The sequence below is a fragment of the Pacificibacter marinus genome (assembly GCF_018860505.1).
Classification (GTDB): Bacteria; Pseudomonadota; Alphaproteobacteria; order Rhodobacterales; family Rhodobacteraceae; genus Celeribacter; species Celeribacter marinus_B.
Map to the genome: position 1 here is coordinate 49,930 of NZ_JAHKPU010000030.1, position 19,025 is coordinate 68,954.

Annotated in this window: 13 protein-coding genes; 5 read left to right on the forward strand and 8 right to left on the reverse strand. The window is 51.6% G+C overall.

Going from position 1 to position 19,025, the window contains the following annotated elements:
* Positions 1-7: 7 nt before the first annotated feature.
* From KO503_RS10470 to KO503_RS10480, 3 genes are all read right to left on the reverse strand, one after another.
* Positions 8-1,702 (reverse strand): ABC transporter permease, encoded by a 1,695-nt coding sequence (locus KO503_RS10470; protein WP_215991508.1) that lies wholly within the window; start codon positions 1,700-1,702, stop codon positions 8-10.
* Positions 1,699-2,697: an ABC transporter ATP-binding protein gene (locus KO503_RS10475; RefSeq protein WP_215991509.1), complete on the reverse strand. Its 999-nt coding sequence runs from the start codon at positions 2,695-2,697 to the stop codon at positions 1,699-1,701. The genes KO503_RS10470 and KO503_RS10475 overlap by 4 nt, the downstream gene beginning before the upstream one ends.
* Positions 2,698-2,778: 81 nt before the next feature.
* Positions 2,779-3,792, reverse strand: coding sequence for an extracellular solute-binding protein (locus tag KO503_RS10480; protein WP_215991510.1), 1,014 nt, complete (start codon positions 3,790-3,792; stop codon positions 2,779-2,781).
* Positions 3,793-3,944: 152 nt separating this feature from the next.
* Here KO503_RS10480 and KO503_RS10485 point away from each other — a divergent pair, with 152 nt between their 5' ends.
* Complete coding sequence (locus KO503_RS10485; protein WP_215991511.1) at positions 3,945-5,060, forward strand: ROK family protein; 1,116 nt, start codon at positions 3,945-3,947, stop codon at positions 5,058-5,060.
* Positions 5,061-5,386: 326 nt separating this feature from the next.
* Here KO503_RS10485 and KO503_RS10490 read toward each other — a convergent pair whose 3' ends face one another.
* From KO503_RS10490 to KO503_RS10510, 5 genes are all read right to left on the reverse strand, one after another.
* The gene (locus KO503_RS10490; protein ID WP_215991512.1) at positions 5,387-5,797 is read right to left on the reverse strand and encodes a GFA family protein; all 411 of its coding nucleotides are present in this window, start codon (positions 5,795-5,797) and stop codon (positions 5,387-5,389) included.
* 465 nt (positions 5,798-6,262) lie between these two features.
* Entirely contained in the window at positions 6,263-7,168 is a 906-nt protein-coding gene (locus KO503_RS10495) for an HNH endonuclease (protein ID WP_215991513.1), read from the reverse strand.
* Between the two features lie 430 nt (positions 7,169-7,598).
* Complete coding sequence (locus KO503_RS10500; RefSeq protein WP_215991514.1) at positions 7,599-8,156, reverse strand: hypothetical protein; 558 nt, start codon at positions 8,154-8,156, stop codon at positions 7,599-7,601.
* Between the two features lie 9 nt (positions 8,157-8,165).
* Positions 8,166-9,206 (reverse strand): YHYH protein, encoded by a 1,041-nt coding sequence (locus tag KO503_RS10505; RefSeq protein ID WP_215991515.1) that lies wholly within the window; start codon positions 9,204-9,206, stop codon positions 8,166-8,168.
* Between the two features lie 381 nt (positions 9,207-9,587).
* The gene (locus KO503_RS10510; RefSeq protein WP_215991516.1) at positions 9,588-10,064 is read right to left on the reverse strand and encodes a DinB/UmuC family translesion DNA polymerase; all 477 of its coding nucleotides are present in this window, start codon (positions 10,062-10,064) and stop codon (positions 9,588-9,590) included.
* Between the two features lie 351 nt (positions 10,065-10,415).
* Here KO503_RS10510 and KO503_RS10515 point away from each other — a divergent pair, with 351 nt between their 5' ends.
* The 4 genes from KO503_RS10515 to KO503_RS10530 all read left to right on the forward strand — a co-directional run bounded on the left by KO503_RS10515 (position 10,416) and on the right by KO503_RS10530 (position 18,994).
* Positions 10,416-11,690, forward strand: coding sequence for a type II toxin-antitoxin system HipA family toxin (locus tag KO503_RS10515; RefSeq protein WP_215991517.1), 1,275 nt, complete (start codon positions 10,416-10,418; stop codon positions 11,688-11,690).
* 464 nt (positions 11,691-12,154) lie between these two features.
* Positions 12,155-14,023, forward strand: coding sequence for a TniQ family protein (locus KO503_RS10520; protein WP_215991518.1), 1,869 nt, complete (start codon positions 12,155-12,157; stop codon positions 14,021-14,023).
* Between the two features lie 253 nt (positions 14,024-14,276).
* Positions 14,277-15,560 (forward strand): metallophosphoesterase family protein, encoded by a 1,284-nt coding sequence (locus KO503_RS10525; protein ID WP_252731038.1) that lies wholly within the window; start codon positions 14,277-14,279, stop codon positions 15,558-15,560.
* Entirely contained in the window at positions 15,560-18,994 is a 3,435-nt protein-coding gene (locus KO503_RS10530) for a YhaN family protein (RefSeq protein ID WP_215991519.1), read from the forward strand. Before KO503_RS10525 ends, KO503_RS10530 begins: the two co-directional genes overlap by 1 nt.
* Positions 18,995-19,025 lie beyond the last annotated feature (31 nt).

The following is a 19,025-nucleotide window of genomic DNA, read 5'->3' on the forward strand; positions in this document are numbered from 1 at the left end:
TTAATCCTTAACGGCCTGACGATTTGCCAAGACCATAACGGTCGGCAATCGAAATAATGACATATGAAAAGACCATGATCAGTGTCATGTAGACGAGATTGATGGCGGCTTGCTCTGGGTTTGCTGAGCGTGCGCCCTCGAACAGGGCGATAGATAGCGGCTTATTGTTCACATTAAACAGAAAGGCGGACATCGTATATTCGCTGAGAATCGTATTGATGTTCAGGCCTGCAACCAAAACGATGATAGGGGCGATTGCGGGCAATGTGACCCGCATAAACCTATAGAGCGGCGGTGCGCCAAGTGCTTGTGCGGCTTCCAGCTGAAACGGATCCAACGCATAAAATGCCGCACGCAAGAAGCGGATCATCAATGGAATTACGACGATCGCGTAGCCGATGGGCAATATCCAATAACTGCCTAAAAGGGTTTGGTTGCCGATAAGCAAGTTTGGTGTTGCAAAGGTGACAATCAACCCGATTGCGATAAAGGGAACCGGCAATGTCCACGGCAGCATGAACGTCAGATCCAGCGCCGTCGTCAGTTTGTTGCGGTGACGGTTGGCAAGGATGACAACAAACAGGCTAACAAGCAATGCCATAGCAACCGCAGTTCCCCCCATGAATAAACTGTTTTTCAAAGGTGTGAAGGCTTCGCCCCCAGACAAGACGGCTGCATAGTTTTTCAACGACAGGCTAGAGGGTATCACTTCAGACATGATCGATTTTGCTGGCGCGAAAGAGAACAAGACGACGAGGGCAACGGGCAAAAGTTGCAACGCCGCGATCAGATAAGCAAAGCCATGGGTGAGTGTGTTCGTGACAGGGTTGCTCAACCTGATCCGCTGGATCGCGACAGGTGTTTTTGCCCCTCCACTATAGCTGCCGCGTTTTTCAATGCGTTGCAGTAAAAGAACACACAAAATAACCGCAACGCCCAAAAGAACAGACAGCATCGCTGCCATATCCGGCCGGCGCAGACTATTCAACGTCAGGATAAGCTCGGCGATCATGTCAAACCGTTGACCGCCCACGACTGCGGGAATTGCAAAAGAACCCAACGATTCATAAGTTACGAGAAGCGATGCCGCGAAGATCGTGGGCAACAACAATGGCAGGACAACACTTCTGAAAGCCCGCAGGTTGCTGGCCCCAAGGCTTCGTGCCGCCTCAATCACCGAATAATCCACGCGCCGGATAGCCGCGCGCAAGAAAAGGTAATGAAAGCTGGTCAATAAAAACGTGTGGGCGACAACGACTGCAAAGACGCCGCTGAACCAATCATTGGGCAACGCGGGAAAGATGGACTGAATTGCGCGAGTCACGACACCAGTTTGACCATAGGTGAAATTATATCCCGTCGCAGCCACGACAGAGCCAAAAATGAGCGGCATCGCATAAGCAAATTTGAGGAACCTCCGCCCTTTTATGTCCAAGTATTCCAATGCGGCGACTTCAAAAATCCCAATAATATTAACGGTTAGAACGCTCAGGGCGCTCACAATCAACGTATTGCGAATGGCGTTACTGACCCTGCCCGAGGCTGCCAATTCCTGTGCCGCACCAAAATTAAGCCCGCTGCCGTCGACAAAGGCTTGTGTTAGAACAGAATAGATAGGCGCGACGATAAAGCTCACCGCAACCCAGAGGATCAGGGCGATTCCGATGTAGTAAAGACCCTTTTGAAACTGCAGACCCGTCATTGTATAAGCCCCCCTTTTTTAAAGCAGAGGATTTTTTTACGGTCGATGTTCAGCCTCACCTCTTGACCGAGCGCGAGGCCATGGAGGGCATCAGAGCCAACGGCAGAGAAGTGCAGCAGTTCATCTTGAAACCGAACTTCGATGGCGCTGATTGGCCCAAGGAAATCGATGTCTGTGATCGTGGCGGCGTGCTCTCCATCTTTGGCCAGAGCGATTTCTTCAGGGCGAATATAGGCGAGTGTTGCAGCATCAATCCCTAGCGCCGCTTTCGTTTTGATCTCCAATTTGTTCGACGCGCCGATAAACTCACAGACAAACGGTGTGGCCGGTTTTGAATAGAGATCTTTTGATGTCCCAATCTGATCGGCAACGCCATTGTTGAACACTAACAAACGATCAGACATGGACAGCGCTTCTTCTTGATCGTGTGTGACGAAGATGGCCGTAAAACCCAGTTCTCTTTGCAGACGTTTTATCTCTTTGCGCATATCGTCGCGCACACGCGCGTCGAGGTTTGACAACGGCTCATCAAACAAAAGCACTTGAGTTCCCATGACCAAAGAGCGTGCGATGGCAACACGTTGCTGTTGTCCGCCAGAAAGCGCCTCGGGCTTTTTGTCGGCATGTTTTAAAATGCCGGTGGCATCAAGCATACGATCAACACTGGTCTTGATCTCGGCACCTTTCTTCTTGGCGACCTTTAAACCAAATGACACGTTATCCCTCACGCTCATATGCGCAAACAGAGCGTAATTCTGAAACACGATGCCAACGTTGCGTTGCTCTGCGGGTTGGCGGGTTACATCCGTGCCATCCAACAAAATCTGCCCCGATGTGACAGGCACAAACCCTGCGATTGCGCGTAGAACGGTCGTCTTACCACAGCCCGATGGACCGAGCAGGGTAAAGAATTCCCCGCGTGCGATATCGACATTCAGATCAGGCACGACTTCGGTTTGTCCATAACAGATATTTAGGTTTCGGATGGAAATCATGAGACACCCCGTTTCATGTGAGAAAAAGGCCAACCGCACCGGGACAATGATGCGGTCGGCCAAAGAGAGCGAAGAGTGTTATTATTTTATCTCAAGTTCGATGCGTTGCATCCAACCATCGATCTTTGGCGCAACGTCATCCCAATCAATATCTTGGGGTGAAACAAGAGTTGCGTTAGCTTGCACCTCCATGGGTGAGCCTGCAACTGCCTCTGGATGAACCGGAACCTGCCCAAATTCTTCAGCGTAGGCGATCATGAATTCTGGTGAGCCAAACCAGTCAACAAAAGCCTTCGCTGCATCAAGTTGGTCTGTGCCGTCAATTATGGCAATCCCTTCCGAGATAAAGGGTGTGCCACCTTCTGTGTCCACGATCGTCGCAGTGTAGCCGACATCTGCTGCTTGACGGCCAACGCCACCAAACCAATTAAGATCGATCACTGCGTCGCCGTTAACGAAGGCTGCAGTTTTGGCGTCACCGCTTTCTACAACAATCGCGTTGTCATACAGATCTTGCATGAACGTCCAGCCCTCATCAGAGATATCGCCGTTTTCGTCGGCAAAGCGAACGAGGATGCCGACCAGATAGGATTTCGTCGTCTGCCACGCAGAAGACCCGATGACGTATTTTCCAGAAAATTCAGGTTTGGTCAGATCGAGCCAGCTTGTGGGGGCCCCTGCTGCGTCCATCGCGTCTGCGTTGTAGGCTAGGACAATCGGTGTCTGCCAAAACTTGTAGACCATGTTATCCACGTCATCGCGGTAGACAGCGGGCAGACCCTGTGCCCAGGCCGGCTCATAGGCTTGAAACATACTTTCAGTTTTAAGTGACGCCATGGCGGCATCAATCAGACCAAAAACGACATCGGCTTGCGGGTTGGCTTTTTCCGCTAAAATGCGGTCAAACAATTCGCCCCCGCCTGCGGATAGAATTTCGATCTCATGACCCGCTGCGGCGGCTTGCTCTGTGATCCATATCCCCCGTTCTTCGCCTTGTGGCGTGTAAACAGTGATTGGCTCAGCGACTGCAGCGGTTGTTGCACCCAGCGCTACCAGAGTGGTGAACGCGACTACCCTGCATTTGGTATTCATCATTGATGGTTTCCTCTGATTTGTTTATCCAACGTGACAAAACGTTGATCGCTTGCATAGCATCGTTTTATTGTTACGCTTATTAAATTACACCATGTAATGTAATGTAATTATGACATATTTGGCGAAACCGAAGACAGAGATTTAAGAGATTGATGTTAAAAGATAATATTTTGTCCTTAAATCAACGCAGACTGGTCGAGCTGGTGTTCCGCAACGAAGGAATGGCCAGAATCGATCTGGTGCATGCGACACAGATGACAGGAGCAAGCGTCACGCGGCTGACGGCCGATCTTGAGGATTTTGGTCTGTTTGAAGAGGCGGCCCAAAAGTCTGGTGCGCGCGGTCAGCCTAAAAAAATGCTTTCCATCCGGCGCCATGCTTTTCGAGCGGTGGGTGTCTATCTATATCTTAATCGGATGGTCGCCGTAATCATTGACTTTTCTGGACAGGTCTTGGCTGAAACATCCCGCCTGACCGAAGATAAAAATGCACAGGAAGCAATGCGCCTTGCTGTAGATATGGCGAACGAACTGATCGCATCAACCAAAACTGAAGCGGATAATTTTATTGGTATTGGCCTCTCGCTTCCCGGAAATTTTGATACTCACGGTAAATCATTGAAGGCTCATGAGACATTTAAAGAATTAGAGGGCTATCAGTCTCAAAACGGCATTTCAGAATATAAGGGGGCGCAAATCCACATCGAAAATGACGGGACCGCTGCTGCTTTGGGTGAATATTTGTTCGGCAACCGTGAGCTTCGTGATCCTCTATTTCTTGTGCATATAGGATACGGCTTGGGTGGCGGTGCGGTGTTAGACGGGCGTCCCTACCGCGGACACAACGGCAACGCCTGTTTACCTGGGGCCCTTTTCCCCTATGGCGCGCCCAGACCAACGCTCCAAGATTTTCAGGACGAAATGGATAAGGTCGGAATCACGCTTAGCGACATCAAAGAGCTCTCGACACAAGACCTCCGTCAAAAAGATTCTGTCGTGGCTTGGATCGCACGAGCATCCGACCAAATGCGTTTCGCGGTTCAAGTGATTAGCGGTATGTTCGACCCTAAAATCATTGTATTAGGCGGCGCACTTCCGGCTGCAATTACGTCAGAGCTTGTGACCAAAATCAATTGCACCCCTTTGCTACCGCCGTCCCGCGGCCTGGAATCCGCACAAGTGGTGGCAACGCGCTTGGGTGAGTTGAATGGTCCGATAGGTGCGGCGAGCATACCGTTTTTTAGAGCATTTTTTCCCGGGGCTTCGTAAGTTTACGCTCGGCAAGTGACAGGGTAAAAAGAATGCAATCAAGTGTTGCGGCTAAAAGGCTTAGTGTAGACATGAACGCATTGTCATTCAACGTTAGCGATCTTGGCACTGACCACAGCGATCATCCGCCTTTCGTGTCGATCGAAGCGAACGGCCCAGAGCCGACCTTGGCCACCACTTCAACATGCCGTAATGCGGTCCGCCATAGCGGTCATTCGTGCATCACGCAGCATTCTGTCCCTTGAATGACAACAGAGCCCGACGACGCCGATGGTCGCGTCCTTATCGTCTGGCTGTTGTCTGAAATGTATCATCGGCGCAACCGATTAGCTGGGAAGCCCTTCGATTCTTTGGATGGAGGTCAGGGCTTCGTCCCAGTTCGCGCGACTGGAACTGCAGATATGCGCGTCGGGTCGTATGTCGATCGGGCTGTCAAGCGACCCTGCCGGAACCACAAGCAAACCGACCTCTGGCTGGGAAATAGGCAGTGCGGATCCGCAGTCGGAGCAAAAGCTCTTGATGTGGCGTGAACCGGGAAGATGAAACGTCTTGATGTTTGCCTCGCCTGACACCCAGGTGATTTTGGCAGTGGACGAAAACAGGTTTGCCGAATGGGCCGAACCGCTGTCCTTGCGGCAGCGGGAACAGTGGCACAGGAAAAAGCTTTCAAACTCTCCTGATATGCGGAATTTCACAGCGCCACAAAGGCATTGTCCCGTGGTAGGATTGTTGTCCATTCACACTCCTCGCGACCGGCAAGCCCTGCCATCGGTCAAACTCATTTTATTGTCTCCTTGTATCCGCGTGTTGGATCCGGGTCAAAAGTGGCTAAAAGAGAGACAGTCACGGCGTCGCAGAGCATCAGCTGTTTGAAGCCGTGCCTTCCGTCGTTCACGGCCCAGAGCCGCCATTCGCTGACTGTTTGAACGCTGCGTTGCAGCTTTCGCATTGCTGCCGTTCATGCATTTTGCAGCATTTTTGACAGGCGAGTGGCGGCTGAGCGGACAAAGGGTAAATTGGCTGCGCCGCAGCGGGATACGGTGACGAACGGCAAAGCGGCCTTGGGCTATGCTGAAAAGTCAATTGTCCGATCGGTCGACACTTGTTCAGGAAACCAGGCCTGCGCTGCATTCACAAAAGGCTCCCCTCCTTTCACAAAGAGCGGACCTTCGATGCGCGGTGCAATAGCTGCGTTTTAGGCTTTATACTTTTTTAATTAGCCGATTGTCCAAAATTGCTTCGAGTTTAATTGGCATTTCAAACGGATAGAGTGTGTCGTATTTGCCCAGAAATGAATCTGGATTTTTGCAGGCTTCAGCGTATTTTGGGACGCTAGCATTTACCCATGGGCAGACCAAAAGGAATTCACCAAAGCCAACAAAACAAACCCCAGTTTTCTCATTTACCAAAATACTGTTTTCATACCCATCAATTGGCTGCAGCATGACCACATCAAAATCACTCTCCTCAAGAAATCCTTGAACGATGTATCTAGCTGGTTGACTTAAAGCATATGTATATCCAAATTTTGCGAACAAACAAAGAAACGCGTTTTTAAGGAAAGCAAGTTTTGCGCGTTTTTTATCGTAAGTAGGCACCGAAATTTTTCCATTAAATGATCTCTGAGATAAGTATATTTCTGCGATTTTTTCTCTTGTTCCAGATAGGTGCGAGGGTTTGTTGTTTTTTCCAGCACGGACATTAATTTTAGAACCAATTTTCCCTGAAATTTGAATATTCGTGGTTATTGTGGGATCTTCACTCAAAGTGATCTTCCCTGGGAAAGGCTTTGGGTCAGGCCTATTTGGATCAATAAAACGAAAAAACTGTTCTCGGGCAGAGATTTGGCTATCCAGCTTCGAACCCAGTTCATTATTACACTTTTTGCATGTAAGTGCGACTACCTTTCCGCCAACACTGGCTGGAGGCGCATGCTCGAGCGTGAGCCTGTAGTCAATTGCAGCATCTTTTTTGATTGCTCGAGCGTCGTAATCGCTGCAGCAAATTGGACACCTGTAAGCTTCACCTACGACACCAAATCCTTGAAGTGCTCTAACTCCAGCGTCGAATAAGTCTCTATGTTTGTATGATCTATCCATCGGTTTCATTAATATTTCGCAATTGATTTTTATCTTATATAAAAACTAAGGCTTAGGGGCTGATTTCAAGTGTTGCCATACTACCGGCACCTGAAGTGCCAACAGTAAATCGCTCGCGTCTTAGCATCAAATGAAATTCAACAGGTCGACAGTAGAAAACGCAAGAGCTACTGCGTCACGTCATTTGGTAAATAGGGCTCTAAACGGACTTGCGGCAATGCAGCACGTGGTTTTTGCGCAAAATGCCCTACCAACGGCCTGAGCGATCATACCGGATGACTGCTGTCAGCCCGAAGCGGACATGACCTGTGCCGCCATAGCATCAGACATTTTCAGAAGTGAGGGCGGATTGCAGACGTTCGCTGCGCGATGCATAGAGGTCTGCTGTGCCGGACAAAGCTGCCCTTGGAGGTAGCCGACTAAATGTCCGCTTTTGTAATTATTGGGAGACGCTCGACCTAACGACGCGCACCGTGGATGCGATTTGGGTATCGCCAATCGCCCATTCACTGTGATCGTTCGCGTTTAGGGTCACCGTGATAAGGTTGTCACCCGGTTGTAGGTAGCTTGATGGCAAGTGAAACCAGTTTGAATAAACTCGCGAAATTTTAGTTCCGTTCACGTAGATATGTGCGTGGCCTTCGTTATCGACAGCCTCGCGGTTTATTGCGGCAGGGGTGAATTCATAGTTTTTGGTCAGAATTTGGATGTTGTAACCGTCCATCGCGTCTGGAAAGACAAGATGACTGACTGTCGGCACCGGCAGATTAGGTGACACGGATCGCAACGGGTGTTGGTGCATCGCGGCCATGTCGCTAATATTGGCGCTGCACATGTCCTCCATCATCATCCCTGACATCTCTTGGTCCGTCATCACAGTTTCACTCATGACCATGCCGTCAACCGGCTTGGTCATATCATGGGTGAACAACGGGATAAGTGTCATCACGACCACTGCAGCAGAGGCCCCGATGACGGCAAACGCTATTTTTTCCATGGTCTGGCCCTAATTTGGCGGCGCTGGCATTGCGGCGCGAATAGCATCTTCGCTGACGCCAAGGGCTGTGGCCGCTGCCGCAAAATCTGGAGGGCCACCACCGCCGAGGGCATCGAGTAATTCGGCCTCGGTGACGCCTAATGTTTCCGCCGCACTCGACAAGTCAGGACCGCCGCCATTCTCAGGGTTCTGCGCCCCGCCGGAGGCTGTCTCTGCGTCGACCTCCCCGTGGTAGCAATCGATCATATAAGGCGCATCATCTGCCGTCAGATGGTAGTGGTAAATGCCATCAGGGAATTCCGGTGTCGGCCCAAAGTGGCCGCTGCATTCATCCAATGCGTCATCGCCAATGATCTCACCGCCGGTGTCGTGGTTGGCATAAACAGGAAAGCCATCCACAAGAACCCCCAGCATGTAAGAATGCTCCCCCTCAACATCGAGCGCCTCTGTGATGCAAGTGGGAATGCCGTGATAATGATAGTTCGTGCCGTTGACCAAAGTGTGCCCGTTGCATTCATCAACGAACGCCACGTGATCATGGAAAACGATGTTGTCGTCCATCGCTGCGATTGTGCGGCCTGGGTCTTCGTAATCGTTGAAAATCTGCGCACCGCTTATGGCGACACCGATTTGACCAAGCGACGTGTCCGTTGTCGCGTCGATATAGATCGGCAAGGTCGTGATATCTTGGTCCAGCGGGGTTTCGGAAAAATACTCTGCCGAATATTCAACATCAAATTCATCCACTGTGTTGTCGCTGAACGGCATTGATCCGACGTTTTTAGGGATCAAGTAAGCCTCAGCGAACCCGTGACTCGGCATGCCATTGGATTGGTAGGTGAAGGTATCATCATCGTTGATGGTGATTGTGACGTTCTCACTCCAATTGGCGGCGGCGATGGCTTTAGCTGTATTGACGCTGTCATAGGCCGTCAGTTCACTGGTCTGTGCGTTTGCTGGCTGTGAGCCCAAGTGGGATGCACCATAAACGACTGCCAACGCAGTTATAGCAGATACCGCTGCGCTTCCGTAAAGTAGTCGATGGTTCATATTTTGGCCTTCAAGATGCTGTTGGGGATATGATCAATGTGAAGATAATGCCCTATTATATCTAACTTATCACTTTTACGGACGAACAACGCAAATCTGTCGCTCGAATTAGATAAAAATTCAGACACAAAAGCACATTTTCACGGAGCTGCGGCTTTTGGTTCTTACTTGGCCTCAGTATCCGTCCAAAAGCGGCAATTGGTGATATTCGCAGCATTGGCTACATTGGGCTCGAACCTGCCGTTAGCTGCGCTACGCCCCAAGGACCGGTTTGGGCCGATCACGTCGAGAAGGAAGATTACGGTTCCAGACTTTGCAAAGGTCGCTATCTGCGCATAGCTGACCTTGATGGCTGACGCAGCGAAGGTCTGGTTTCCGCCCTCACCCCCGATCAAAGAACCCCAAGTGCTCTTGCTGCTCACCATACTTTATGACGGTTTTGCCATACCGCAGATTAATACGGTCAATGGTGGCGGAGAGCGTTTCGCGTTTGCTGTTTTGCCCAGGGGCAAGCGGCAGGAAAAGGTCGCCGTTGCGTTCCGTTAACAGCACCAAGTTCGTGAGGTTAATTCCGATTGATGTGGCTTGGGTTCGACTGCTGGCAAACTGCGCCGTGAGGGCGTCAAAGATATCCAGAAAGTCACGCGTGTCTTGGCTTGGATTGAGCGTTTGTTGCCAATGATGCCCGTGCCGTTTCCAAAGCCCGATGTGAATGGAGATCCGCCCCGCGCAATAGCCGTCACGCCGCATGCGTGCTGCGGCCCGTTCGACCAGCCAGCGGCCAACGCGGGTGGCCATTGGGGCAGGGCGATACTTTGGCGCGAGCAAGGGCCCGCCAAAATAACCCATCGAATCCATTGATGTCAGTTGTGTCCACTATCCATTCTCGAGTCTGCTATCAACCTTGGCTCCTTGGAACCAGGGTTGCCGTTTTCCACCTCCGACTACAGATACTGCTTTAACTGCAATCGTAAAGGACAATCCAATGACCCTTTGCTTCCAAAAAAATTGAGCCGCAGCCCGAGGAAGTTCAGTTAAGTCAATAGGTTGAGCCTCAAAGTAGTAACTTAAAAAATCATAAGCCCCTGAAACTAATCAAAATTAGGCGTTGCGCGATCACTTCAGGCCCGATTACCGTAGCCGGAAATCACCGAGCTAGACTGCAGGCGGGATGCATCAATAGCCACAGACCTCTAGGACCGAACAGCTATGCCGAACTTCACAGGACGTATTGATGTCATGGCATGGTTGCCGGATCAAACCTCACCCGTCCTCGCGGGCCAAATCACGTTGGAAACGGCATCTACCCGACTTCTTTACGACACAGGTTATCTAAGTCGATCAAACGCGGTGTCGGTTTATGGCAGAGATATGGGAATCCACTCAGGTTCATTGGATGATAAAAGAAGTGACATCCTTCCAGCACCGATCCAGGACACACTTCCAGAGAGTTGGGGCCGCCGCGTGCTTGCGGCAAGTCTATATAGTCCGGACGGGGAACTGGTCCCGGCGGAAGAGCTCAGCGACGCATCCCTTCTGCTCAGCCCAGGTTCCGATCGTATTGGGGCTTTGAGTTATCATATCTCTGGTCAAACACCACACGCGCATGACGCTGAGGCTATTGAACTTGATCAACTCATGGCCGGTGCGGACCATGTCGAGAGAGGTGAAATGATCCCCCCTGACATGAGGCACATGATAGCGCCCCTTTCGTCTGTCGGCGGGAGCAGGCCCAAGGCTCTTTATACTGATGCTTCGGGTCGAAAATACATCGCCAAGTTTGGCTCTTTGGGCGACAGCTACCCTATCTTGCGTGGGGAATATATTGCTATGCGACTCGCTGATTTAGCAGGAATCGACGTGACCTCCGTCAAGTTGGTAAAGGTCGGCAGTCGCCCAGTTTTGCTTGTCGAGCGCTTCGACAGGGTTGAGGTTCAACAAAACGAATGGGCCCGCAAATCAATCGTATCAGCCCGGAACTGGCGACGTAAAAATGTGGCCAGAGCCGGCCAGATCTCTTACGTGGAGCTCGCAGATAACATCCGTGCCAATTTTGACGACGCAACTGCCGCGCAGGAGGAACTGTTCAAAAGGCTGGTCTTCAACATCCTTGTTGGCAACACTGATGATCATGCTGGCAACCACGCTGCATTTTGGGATGGACGCACGCTGAAGCTGACGCCGGCATACGATATCACCCCACAGCGGCGCACATTTTCAGAGGCGAACCAGGCTTTGCCTTTTACGGGCGGATCTCGGTCGGCGAAGTTAACCAATGCTGCATCCATTGCGCCCGCCTTCGGTATCACCAGCGCCCGCTTCGGACAGATTATGCATGAGTTGGTAGGAACGATTGTTGATCACTGGAATGACATTTGCGACGAGGCAAATCTATCTCGAAATGAGCGTCATAGGTTTGATGGCAATCAGTTTTTGAATGCCTATGCATTTTCGGGCTATGGCCGCCCGCCTATCCTGACCTGATATGTGGAGCTGCCGCCGAGATCACCAAAACAGTTGCTGCCTGACTCGCAGCAGCTCTAAGGAATTAATCTGGGTGATGAAAAGTAACACTGTTTTGATCTCGGTCAGTTGAAAACCAATCGATCAGGTCACCTGTTCCCAACACTATACTGTTTTGCTTACGGCCTTCGACTAGCTTATCAAATTCCCGCTGAGCAATCTGTCGCATTTTGGTGTAATCGGTCTTGAAGCGCTTAGAGTTTAAAACCTCCACGTCATCAAAGAAGAGTTCCTGTAAAACGCGGAGCAATAATGGGCCACAGAAGCGGCTGCGCATCGCAGTTGTAAGCTTGCGCCAGATCAGGCAGCTAGTTTACCCTAATAAGAACTTTGACTACGATAACAAAGGCTAACCTTTCAACAATAATGATCTTTCACTGAATCGTCTCGCATCCTCCTAAATTGAATTTGTATCGAAGTAGCTAATGACTGATCATATTTATAAATCTCCTCGACCCAAACCCCGTGAAACTCTTATATCCTTTCTATCACGGCTATCAGCGTCAAAAAGAGCAAGTGCGAAAGACTTTGCCTATGACATGGGCGGGTCCTTCAAACGAATTCTGAACCTTGACGAGGAGGCGTTGTCCCTGCTTTGCCAGTGGGGCAATCTTTCCAACTCAGATTTGAACGAACTTCTGTCGTGGACCGGTGAAGGCGTCGGTAACATCCGGATGCGGTTTCGCGGAGAGATCTTTGTCTCGCGGGCCTTGAGAAATCCAGTAATCCGAGGTTGTCCTGTCTGCCTTAGGGAAGATGTTCAAACCTATGGGATAAGCCCTCTCGAAGCGATGGCAATGCGGGGCGATTGGTTGCTGCGGGAGGTGGTTATTTGTGTCAAACACGAACATCCTCTAGTGCCCCTCTGGCGGGCTGACAAGGTCACGGACCGGGACGACATCGGCGCACGCCTGATGGAAATCTTAGACGAAATTTTAAAAGGTGGGTTTGACCGACCGAAAGAGAAAGCTTCGCCATATGACATATGGCTGGATGGGCGACTAGAGGACGGTCGGGATTCTACATGGTTGGTGGACCATTCCCTTTATGCAGCGTCAACATTTTGCCGGCTCCTGGGTGCGGCCATGCTGGACTTAACAATAGCCGATATTTCAAATAACGCACGCAATCTACGGACTGCCCAAGCGGAAGGATTCGAGATCGCAAGACAAGGAACACCACAAATTCGTGCTGCGCTAGATGCCCTTGTAGAACGAGCAACTGGAGTTCAGGATGGGCAGAGAAAGGTCTTTGGTCAGCTGTTCGTAAAACTAAGCCAAGATTATCTGGAAGAAGATACTTTTGCGATATTTCGTAAGTGCTTGCGTGATTGCATCCTCGCGAACTGGCCGATTAGTCGCGGCGAAATTGTGCTTGGAGAACTCGTTCCAGAACGCCTACTGCATTCCCTGCATACAGCTGCGAAAGAAACTGGGGTAGGCTTCAAAGTTATAAATCAGTTCCTAACAGAAGCAGGTGCTTTTGAGGACGACGACCGACGGGCGCCAAGTAAAAAGACTTTCGACGCCGGGCGGTATGCTACTCTTCTAGAAGAAATTCCGACATTGGTAGGTCCAATTGAGATGCAAACGTCCATGGGCGCAACCAGAGCAGAGTTCACTACACTTGAACGGGACGGTGTCCTTGCCCCCCGGACCCAAGTGTCAACGGTCAAATCGCCTTGGCGTTTGTCAGATGGATGCGCGCTGATTGAGGAACTTCAGTCTTTTGCAATTGGTGAAGTTATGGATGATTTACACTGGGAGAGTATCCAACAGTCCAGCAAACGAACCGGTAAGACTGTCGGCATGATTATTTCAGAAATCCGATCTAAAAATATCCAAGTCAGGCTCAAGAACAATATTCCTGGCTATCACGGAATTTGGATTCACAAGAGCGATGCGGGCAGCAGCCGCAGGTTGATGCTTGAGATGTCAGGCGAGTATACAACATCTCTTCGCGACACCATTTCGGCGTATGCTTTTGCGCGGTCAATAGGTTTAAGGGACAGAGGACTATTCAGGGCGTTCCTTGAAGAAGGGCACAGCCCGTCAATTCGAGTTCATAACCCCCGCAGCCAGTGTTCTCAGCTCCGGTTGACCGAGGACAATATTGCCACTTTCCATCGAAACTTCGTGACATTGAATACGCTTCAGGCTGAACTGGGGTTACACCGAAATACGATCTTCAGACGCTTAAAAGCTATTGGTGTCCCACAGTTCGCATTTAATGGTAAAAAATTTGGAGCAATCTGGTCGCGCCATACGATCTCGCCATTGTTCAAAGATGTCTGACGTTTTCTAAAGTTCTCTGCGTATGGATGCAGTAGTCCCACTAATTCGGACAGTTTGCGGCTTAGCTATGATGTAATCTGGTTGGTTTCATGCTACTCTTTGAGTTAAGTCCACTTCTGATTTTGCTTTGCCGACGAACAACGTGGAGAACCCTCACCTAATTCTTATATGTAGACCGCTTCTATTCTCGATTTTTGAGATAAGAAATCAGAAGCAGTTAGGAGGGAATTCACCATGAACTTAGACCTATGTCTTGAGCTTCGGTCCCGCGAATGCAAGTCTCTCACTTAGAGGAATTCCATTGATCCGTTTATTACACACCGCTGATATTCATTTAGATTCTCCATTAAGCTCCCTCGCGCTCAAGAATGAGGCGTTACGCGAAACAGTGGAAGCGGCCACGCGAGCGACCTTCTCGCGTCTGATCGATTTTGCCATCTCGGAGCAAGTGCTAGCTTTCCTGATTGCAGGAGATCTTTTTGATGGCAAGCAGCGCAGTGCCCGCACAGCTGCCTTTTTGACAGGCCAATTGGGTCGGCTCAGAGATGCGAAAATCCGTGTTTTCTACATCAAGGGCAACCATGATGCCGAAAACCCCATCACAGGGGCGATTGACCTGCCTGACAATGTCAAAGTGTTCGATGCTGGCGGCGGCAACGTGCAACTATCGGAGGATGTTTGGATACATGGCGTCAGCTTTGCAGATCGACATGCTCCGGAGAGTCTTCTTCCGAGATTTCCTAAACCTGTGTCAGGTGCCGTCAACATTGCCATGATGCACAGTTCGCTCGCCGGAACCTCAGGGCATGATGTATACGCCCCCTGTAGCGTCGCTGATATGGTTGGTATGGGTTTCGATTATTGGGCGCTAGGTCACGTCCATAAACGGCAAGTCCATTCAAAAGCGCCATGGATCGTGATGCCTGGTATGCCGCAAGGCCGTGATATCGGGGAAGCAGGTCCTAAATCTGCCAGTTTGCTGACGATTGAGAATGGTGAAATCACGGTTGAAGAAGTGCCTACCTCGGTCGTGGAATTTACCCAGACGTTGCTGGACGTAACAGGGGCAGACAGTGACGATACGTTGCGTAGCATCTTGCGGAATCATCTGGCGGAGGTTCAAACACAGAACACTGCTCCGACTGCCGTCTTACGTCTGACTCTTACTGGCCGCCCACCACGTTATTGGCAAATCCTGCGCGACAGAGATGTCTGGCAGGAACAGATCAATGACCTCGCGCAGATGGCCGGGGACCTTTGGATAGATAAACTTGTGTTCGATCTAGCGGCGCCTGTAGTCGAAACCGCCACGGCCAGTGCGACGGACGAGCTGGCGGCGACCATGTTGGATATCGTCACTGAGAGAGGTTTTACCTCTGTCGCACGGGCTGAGATTGACACCTTACTCCAAGACTTGCCGGTAGGCGTGCGTGCCCGGCTTATGCCGGATGAGGTTGCTGCAGACGCTCTGTCACACCGCTTGGCGAAATCGGGGGCTTACCGCGTTCTTGCACGGATGAAGGGGGTGGAAACCTGATGCGGATTAAAGAGCTTTCCCTTGACCGGTTCGGTCATTTCAATGACCGAAAGTTCGACTTTGGAACGTTGAGCGACAGGCCTGATTTTCATATTATTTATGGTCCAAACGAAGCGGGCAAGACCACAACAATGGAAGCGGTATTACGGCTTTTCTACGGATTTCCGAACAGGGAAGCGTTTGCATTCAAACATCAGCGCAACAACCTGCAAGTCTCAGCCAAGCTAAACATCGACGGGCAGTTGCGTGATTTTACGCGCCTTCCAAAGCGAAGCGGGGCCTTGGTGGATGCAAATGGCACAGCCCTGCCGGAGACTGCGCTGTCCGCCCATTTAGCGGGCTTGACCGAAGATGATTATCGCCAACTCCTATGTCTTGATGATGATACGATCGAACGCGGGGGCGAAGAAATCGCACAAGCGAAGGGTGATATCGGACGATTGCTATTTTCTGCAGCGGCAGGTGTCGCGGATCTGAGCACGGTTTTGGATGGTGTCCGTGAACAGTCAGACGGGATATGGAAGAAACGGGCGAGCAAAACCCGCATTGCGGAGCTGAAACGCGATCTTGCCGATGTAGAGAAAACTATCCGCGAGCGGGATATCTCGGCTAGCGCTTGGCGGTCCCTGAGAAAGGTGCTGTCAGAAGCGCAGGCGGCAGAGCGTATGGCTCGCGCAGCCCGTGATGCCCTGTTGATGAAAGCTTCCGAAGTTGACGCGCAGAAACGGGCGATTCCGATGATGGTTGAAGTAAACGGCCTCGAAGCCCAAATCGCTCCTTTTGCGGATTATCCGACGCGGCTGGATTTCGATCCGGAACGACTTGTTCAATTGCGCATCGACGATGCGACAACGCGTCTGGAAGTAGAACGTCTAACGGGTGAAATCGACAAACTGTCATCGGCACGCGATGGCATCACGCTTGACCCGAAACAGGAAAGTCTCGGCGGCAAACTGGATGCTTTGGAAGAATTGCGCATCCGTGATAGTGCGGCAGATATGGATTTGTCGCGCCGAGAAGATCAACAACGCAAGGCCGAAGAAGCCATGTCTTTCGCTGCACGCGATCTGGGTGTTCCGCCTAAAACAGACTTTAAATCCCTTGTTTTATCCCCCGTGGATATCATGCGTCTTGAAACTGCACGGGATGATCTGCGCAAAGCAGGTGATAGCGCGGTCGCAGAAGGCGAAGAGGTCGCGGCTTTGACTGATCGCCTAAACGCGGCGCAAGGTGATTACGATGTTCTTTCGGTAAAAGGGGCTGAGACGCCGAATGTAGGTGAAATCCTGTCGCGTTTTGATGTCGACCTCTTGGCCCCAGCCTTGGCCTCGGCCCGGCAAGCGCTGACCACAGCAGCACAAAGCGCCCGTGCGCATCTGCGTGGGCTGGCCGTGGGGTCTGTTGTGTTTGACAGCCTGCCAACCTGCCCCTCCAGCGTGATCAAAGCGCGGGACTGGGCGGAGCAGCATGCGGACCTGCGACATCAAATAATCAAAACAGCTGAGTCAAAGGCGGAGCATCGGGCGGAGCTGGCGGCGCGCGCAGCACAGGCTAAAGCGCTGACCATCAGCGGCACTCTCGTTTCCGATGCGACGACAGACGCCTTGCAAATGGAACGGGACAGCCTCTGGCAAGTGCATGAGGTCAAGTTGACTGGCGATACAGCAAAGACTTTCGCCTCAGCCATGCACGCATTTGATGACGCACTGAAATCCCGCGTTGCCCGCGCCAGAGATCTGGGCCAGTTGCGCCAGGTTGAGCAGGCTCGGGCAGAGGCACAGGCCCGCGCCGACCAGGCCGATACCCGTTTGAACGCGCTCCGCGACGATCTTGTCAAACTTGAGAACAGCGTGGACGCCGCGGCGTCCGGAGTAGGCCTTCCAAAGCCCATCACGCCGAGTGAGTGGCTGGACTGGGTCGAACGCCATACCAACGCAACCGATGCAGCAGAAACGCTAATCGCCCTGCAAGAGACCCATCAACCGGTTTTGGATCGGGCGCAAAAGCTGTTGGATATGCTAAAACCGCGGTTGCCTCTCGAAGACCCAGATTTCGAGGATGCCATTGCCGCCGCGCGCATGTTGGCAAAGGAGGAACGCGAAAGATCGGCTCAGCGGACCAAAGTGCATGAGGCCTTCAAACATGCAGAAAACGACCTTGCCGAGCGCCAGGGCAAACATCAGGCCGCGATGCAGGCCAAAGCTCAGGCTAATGGCGTATGGCAAGACTTGATACAGGATTTGCTGGGAGGTTCCATCGCATCGCACACAATGATGGCCTCGCTCGAACCTCTGCGCAACCTGCGCGAACAGGAGGAAAGGCGCGCCTCTGCGGCACAGCGTGTCGCAACCATGCAATCGGATCAACGTCGCTTCGCAGCAGAGGTTGTAACACTGGCGGCGACCCATGAGGTGACGCCGAAAGAGCCAGCAGCCACATGCTTTGAGGCCTTGCGCAGACTGTCGAGCGCAGCACAAGCAGCCCGTGAAAAACATGCTGAGGTGACCCAATCCATTGAGGCCGCCCAAGCCAGCCTAAATTCCAATGAAAAAATGCTGGCCGGCATCGTGCAAGAAGTTGCATCCATTGCCGCGATCTTCCCGGAAAGCACTCCGGTGGATAGCATCGACGCTATGCGCAGCGCGGCAGGGCAAGCGCAGCAAGTGATCACGGACCGCGCCGAAATCAACAAGCTGGAGCATAGGATATCATCAGAGCTGGGTGTTGCGGATATGAATGCAGCTCGTGAGGTGTTGGAGGATTTGACGATTATCAACCTCGAAGCTGCCGGGGAAACCGTCAAATTTGATCTTGCAACCGCTGAAAACGGTCTCACCAGCGCGACCGAAGCACGTGTGACAGCGGAGCAAGGGCTTGCACAGGTGACAGGCGATGCAGACATCGCAACCTTGACCGAACGTAAAACCACGCTTGAATTACAGTTGGAGGAGGCAGCCCTCGAACATCTGGAACTGTCTCTGGGCCATCAGTTGGCCTCTGAGGCCATCCGGCGGTATCGTGACAGTCACCGAAACGGAATGATGACAGCAACCGAGCGGTGTTTTGCGTCGCTCACGCAGGGCGCTTATCCGAAACTAACAACCTTGCCTGATGGGTCTGAGGAAATCTTACTCGCCGTTGATAGAGATGGCGCAACAAAGCGTGCGGCGGATATGTCCAAAGGCACTAGGTTCCAGCTCTATCTTGCGTTGCGCGCGGCTGCCCACGAGCAGCTGGTCACGCAAGGCACCTGTTTGCCGTTTTTCTGTGACGATATCTTTGAGACATTCGACGAAGAGAGGACCAGCGCGGCTTGCCGCATCATGGAGGATATTGGTCGGAAGGGGCAGGCGATTTACCTGACGCATCATCGCCATGTCGTCGAAATTGCAATGAAAGTCTGCGATACGCCACCGATACTACACGAAATATAATCAATTCTCTTGGAGGTTGTGAGCTCGAGAA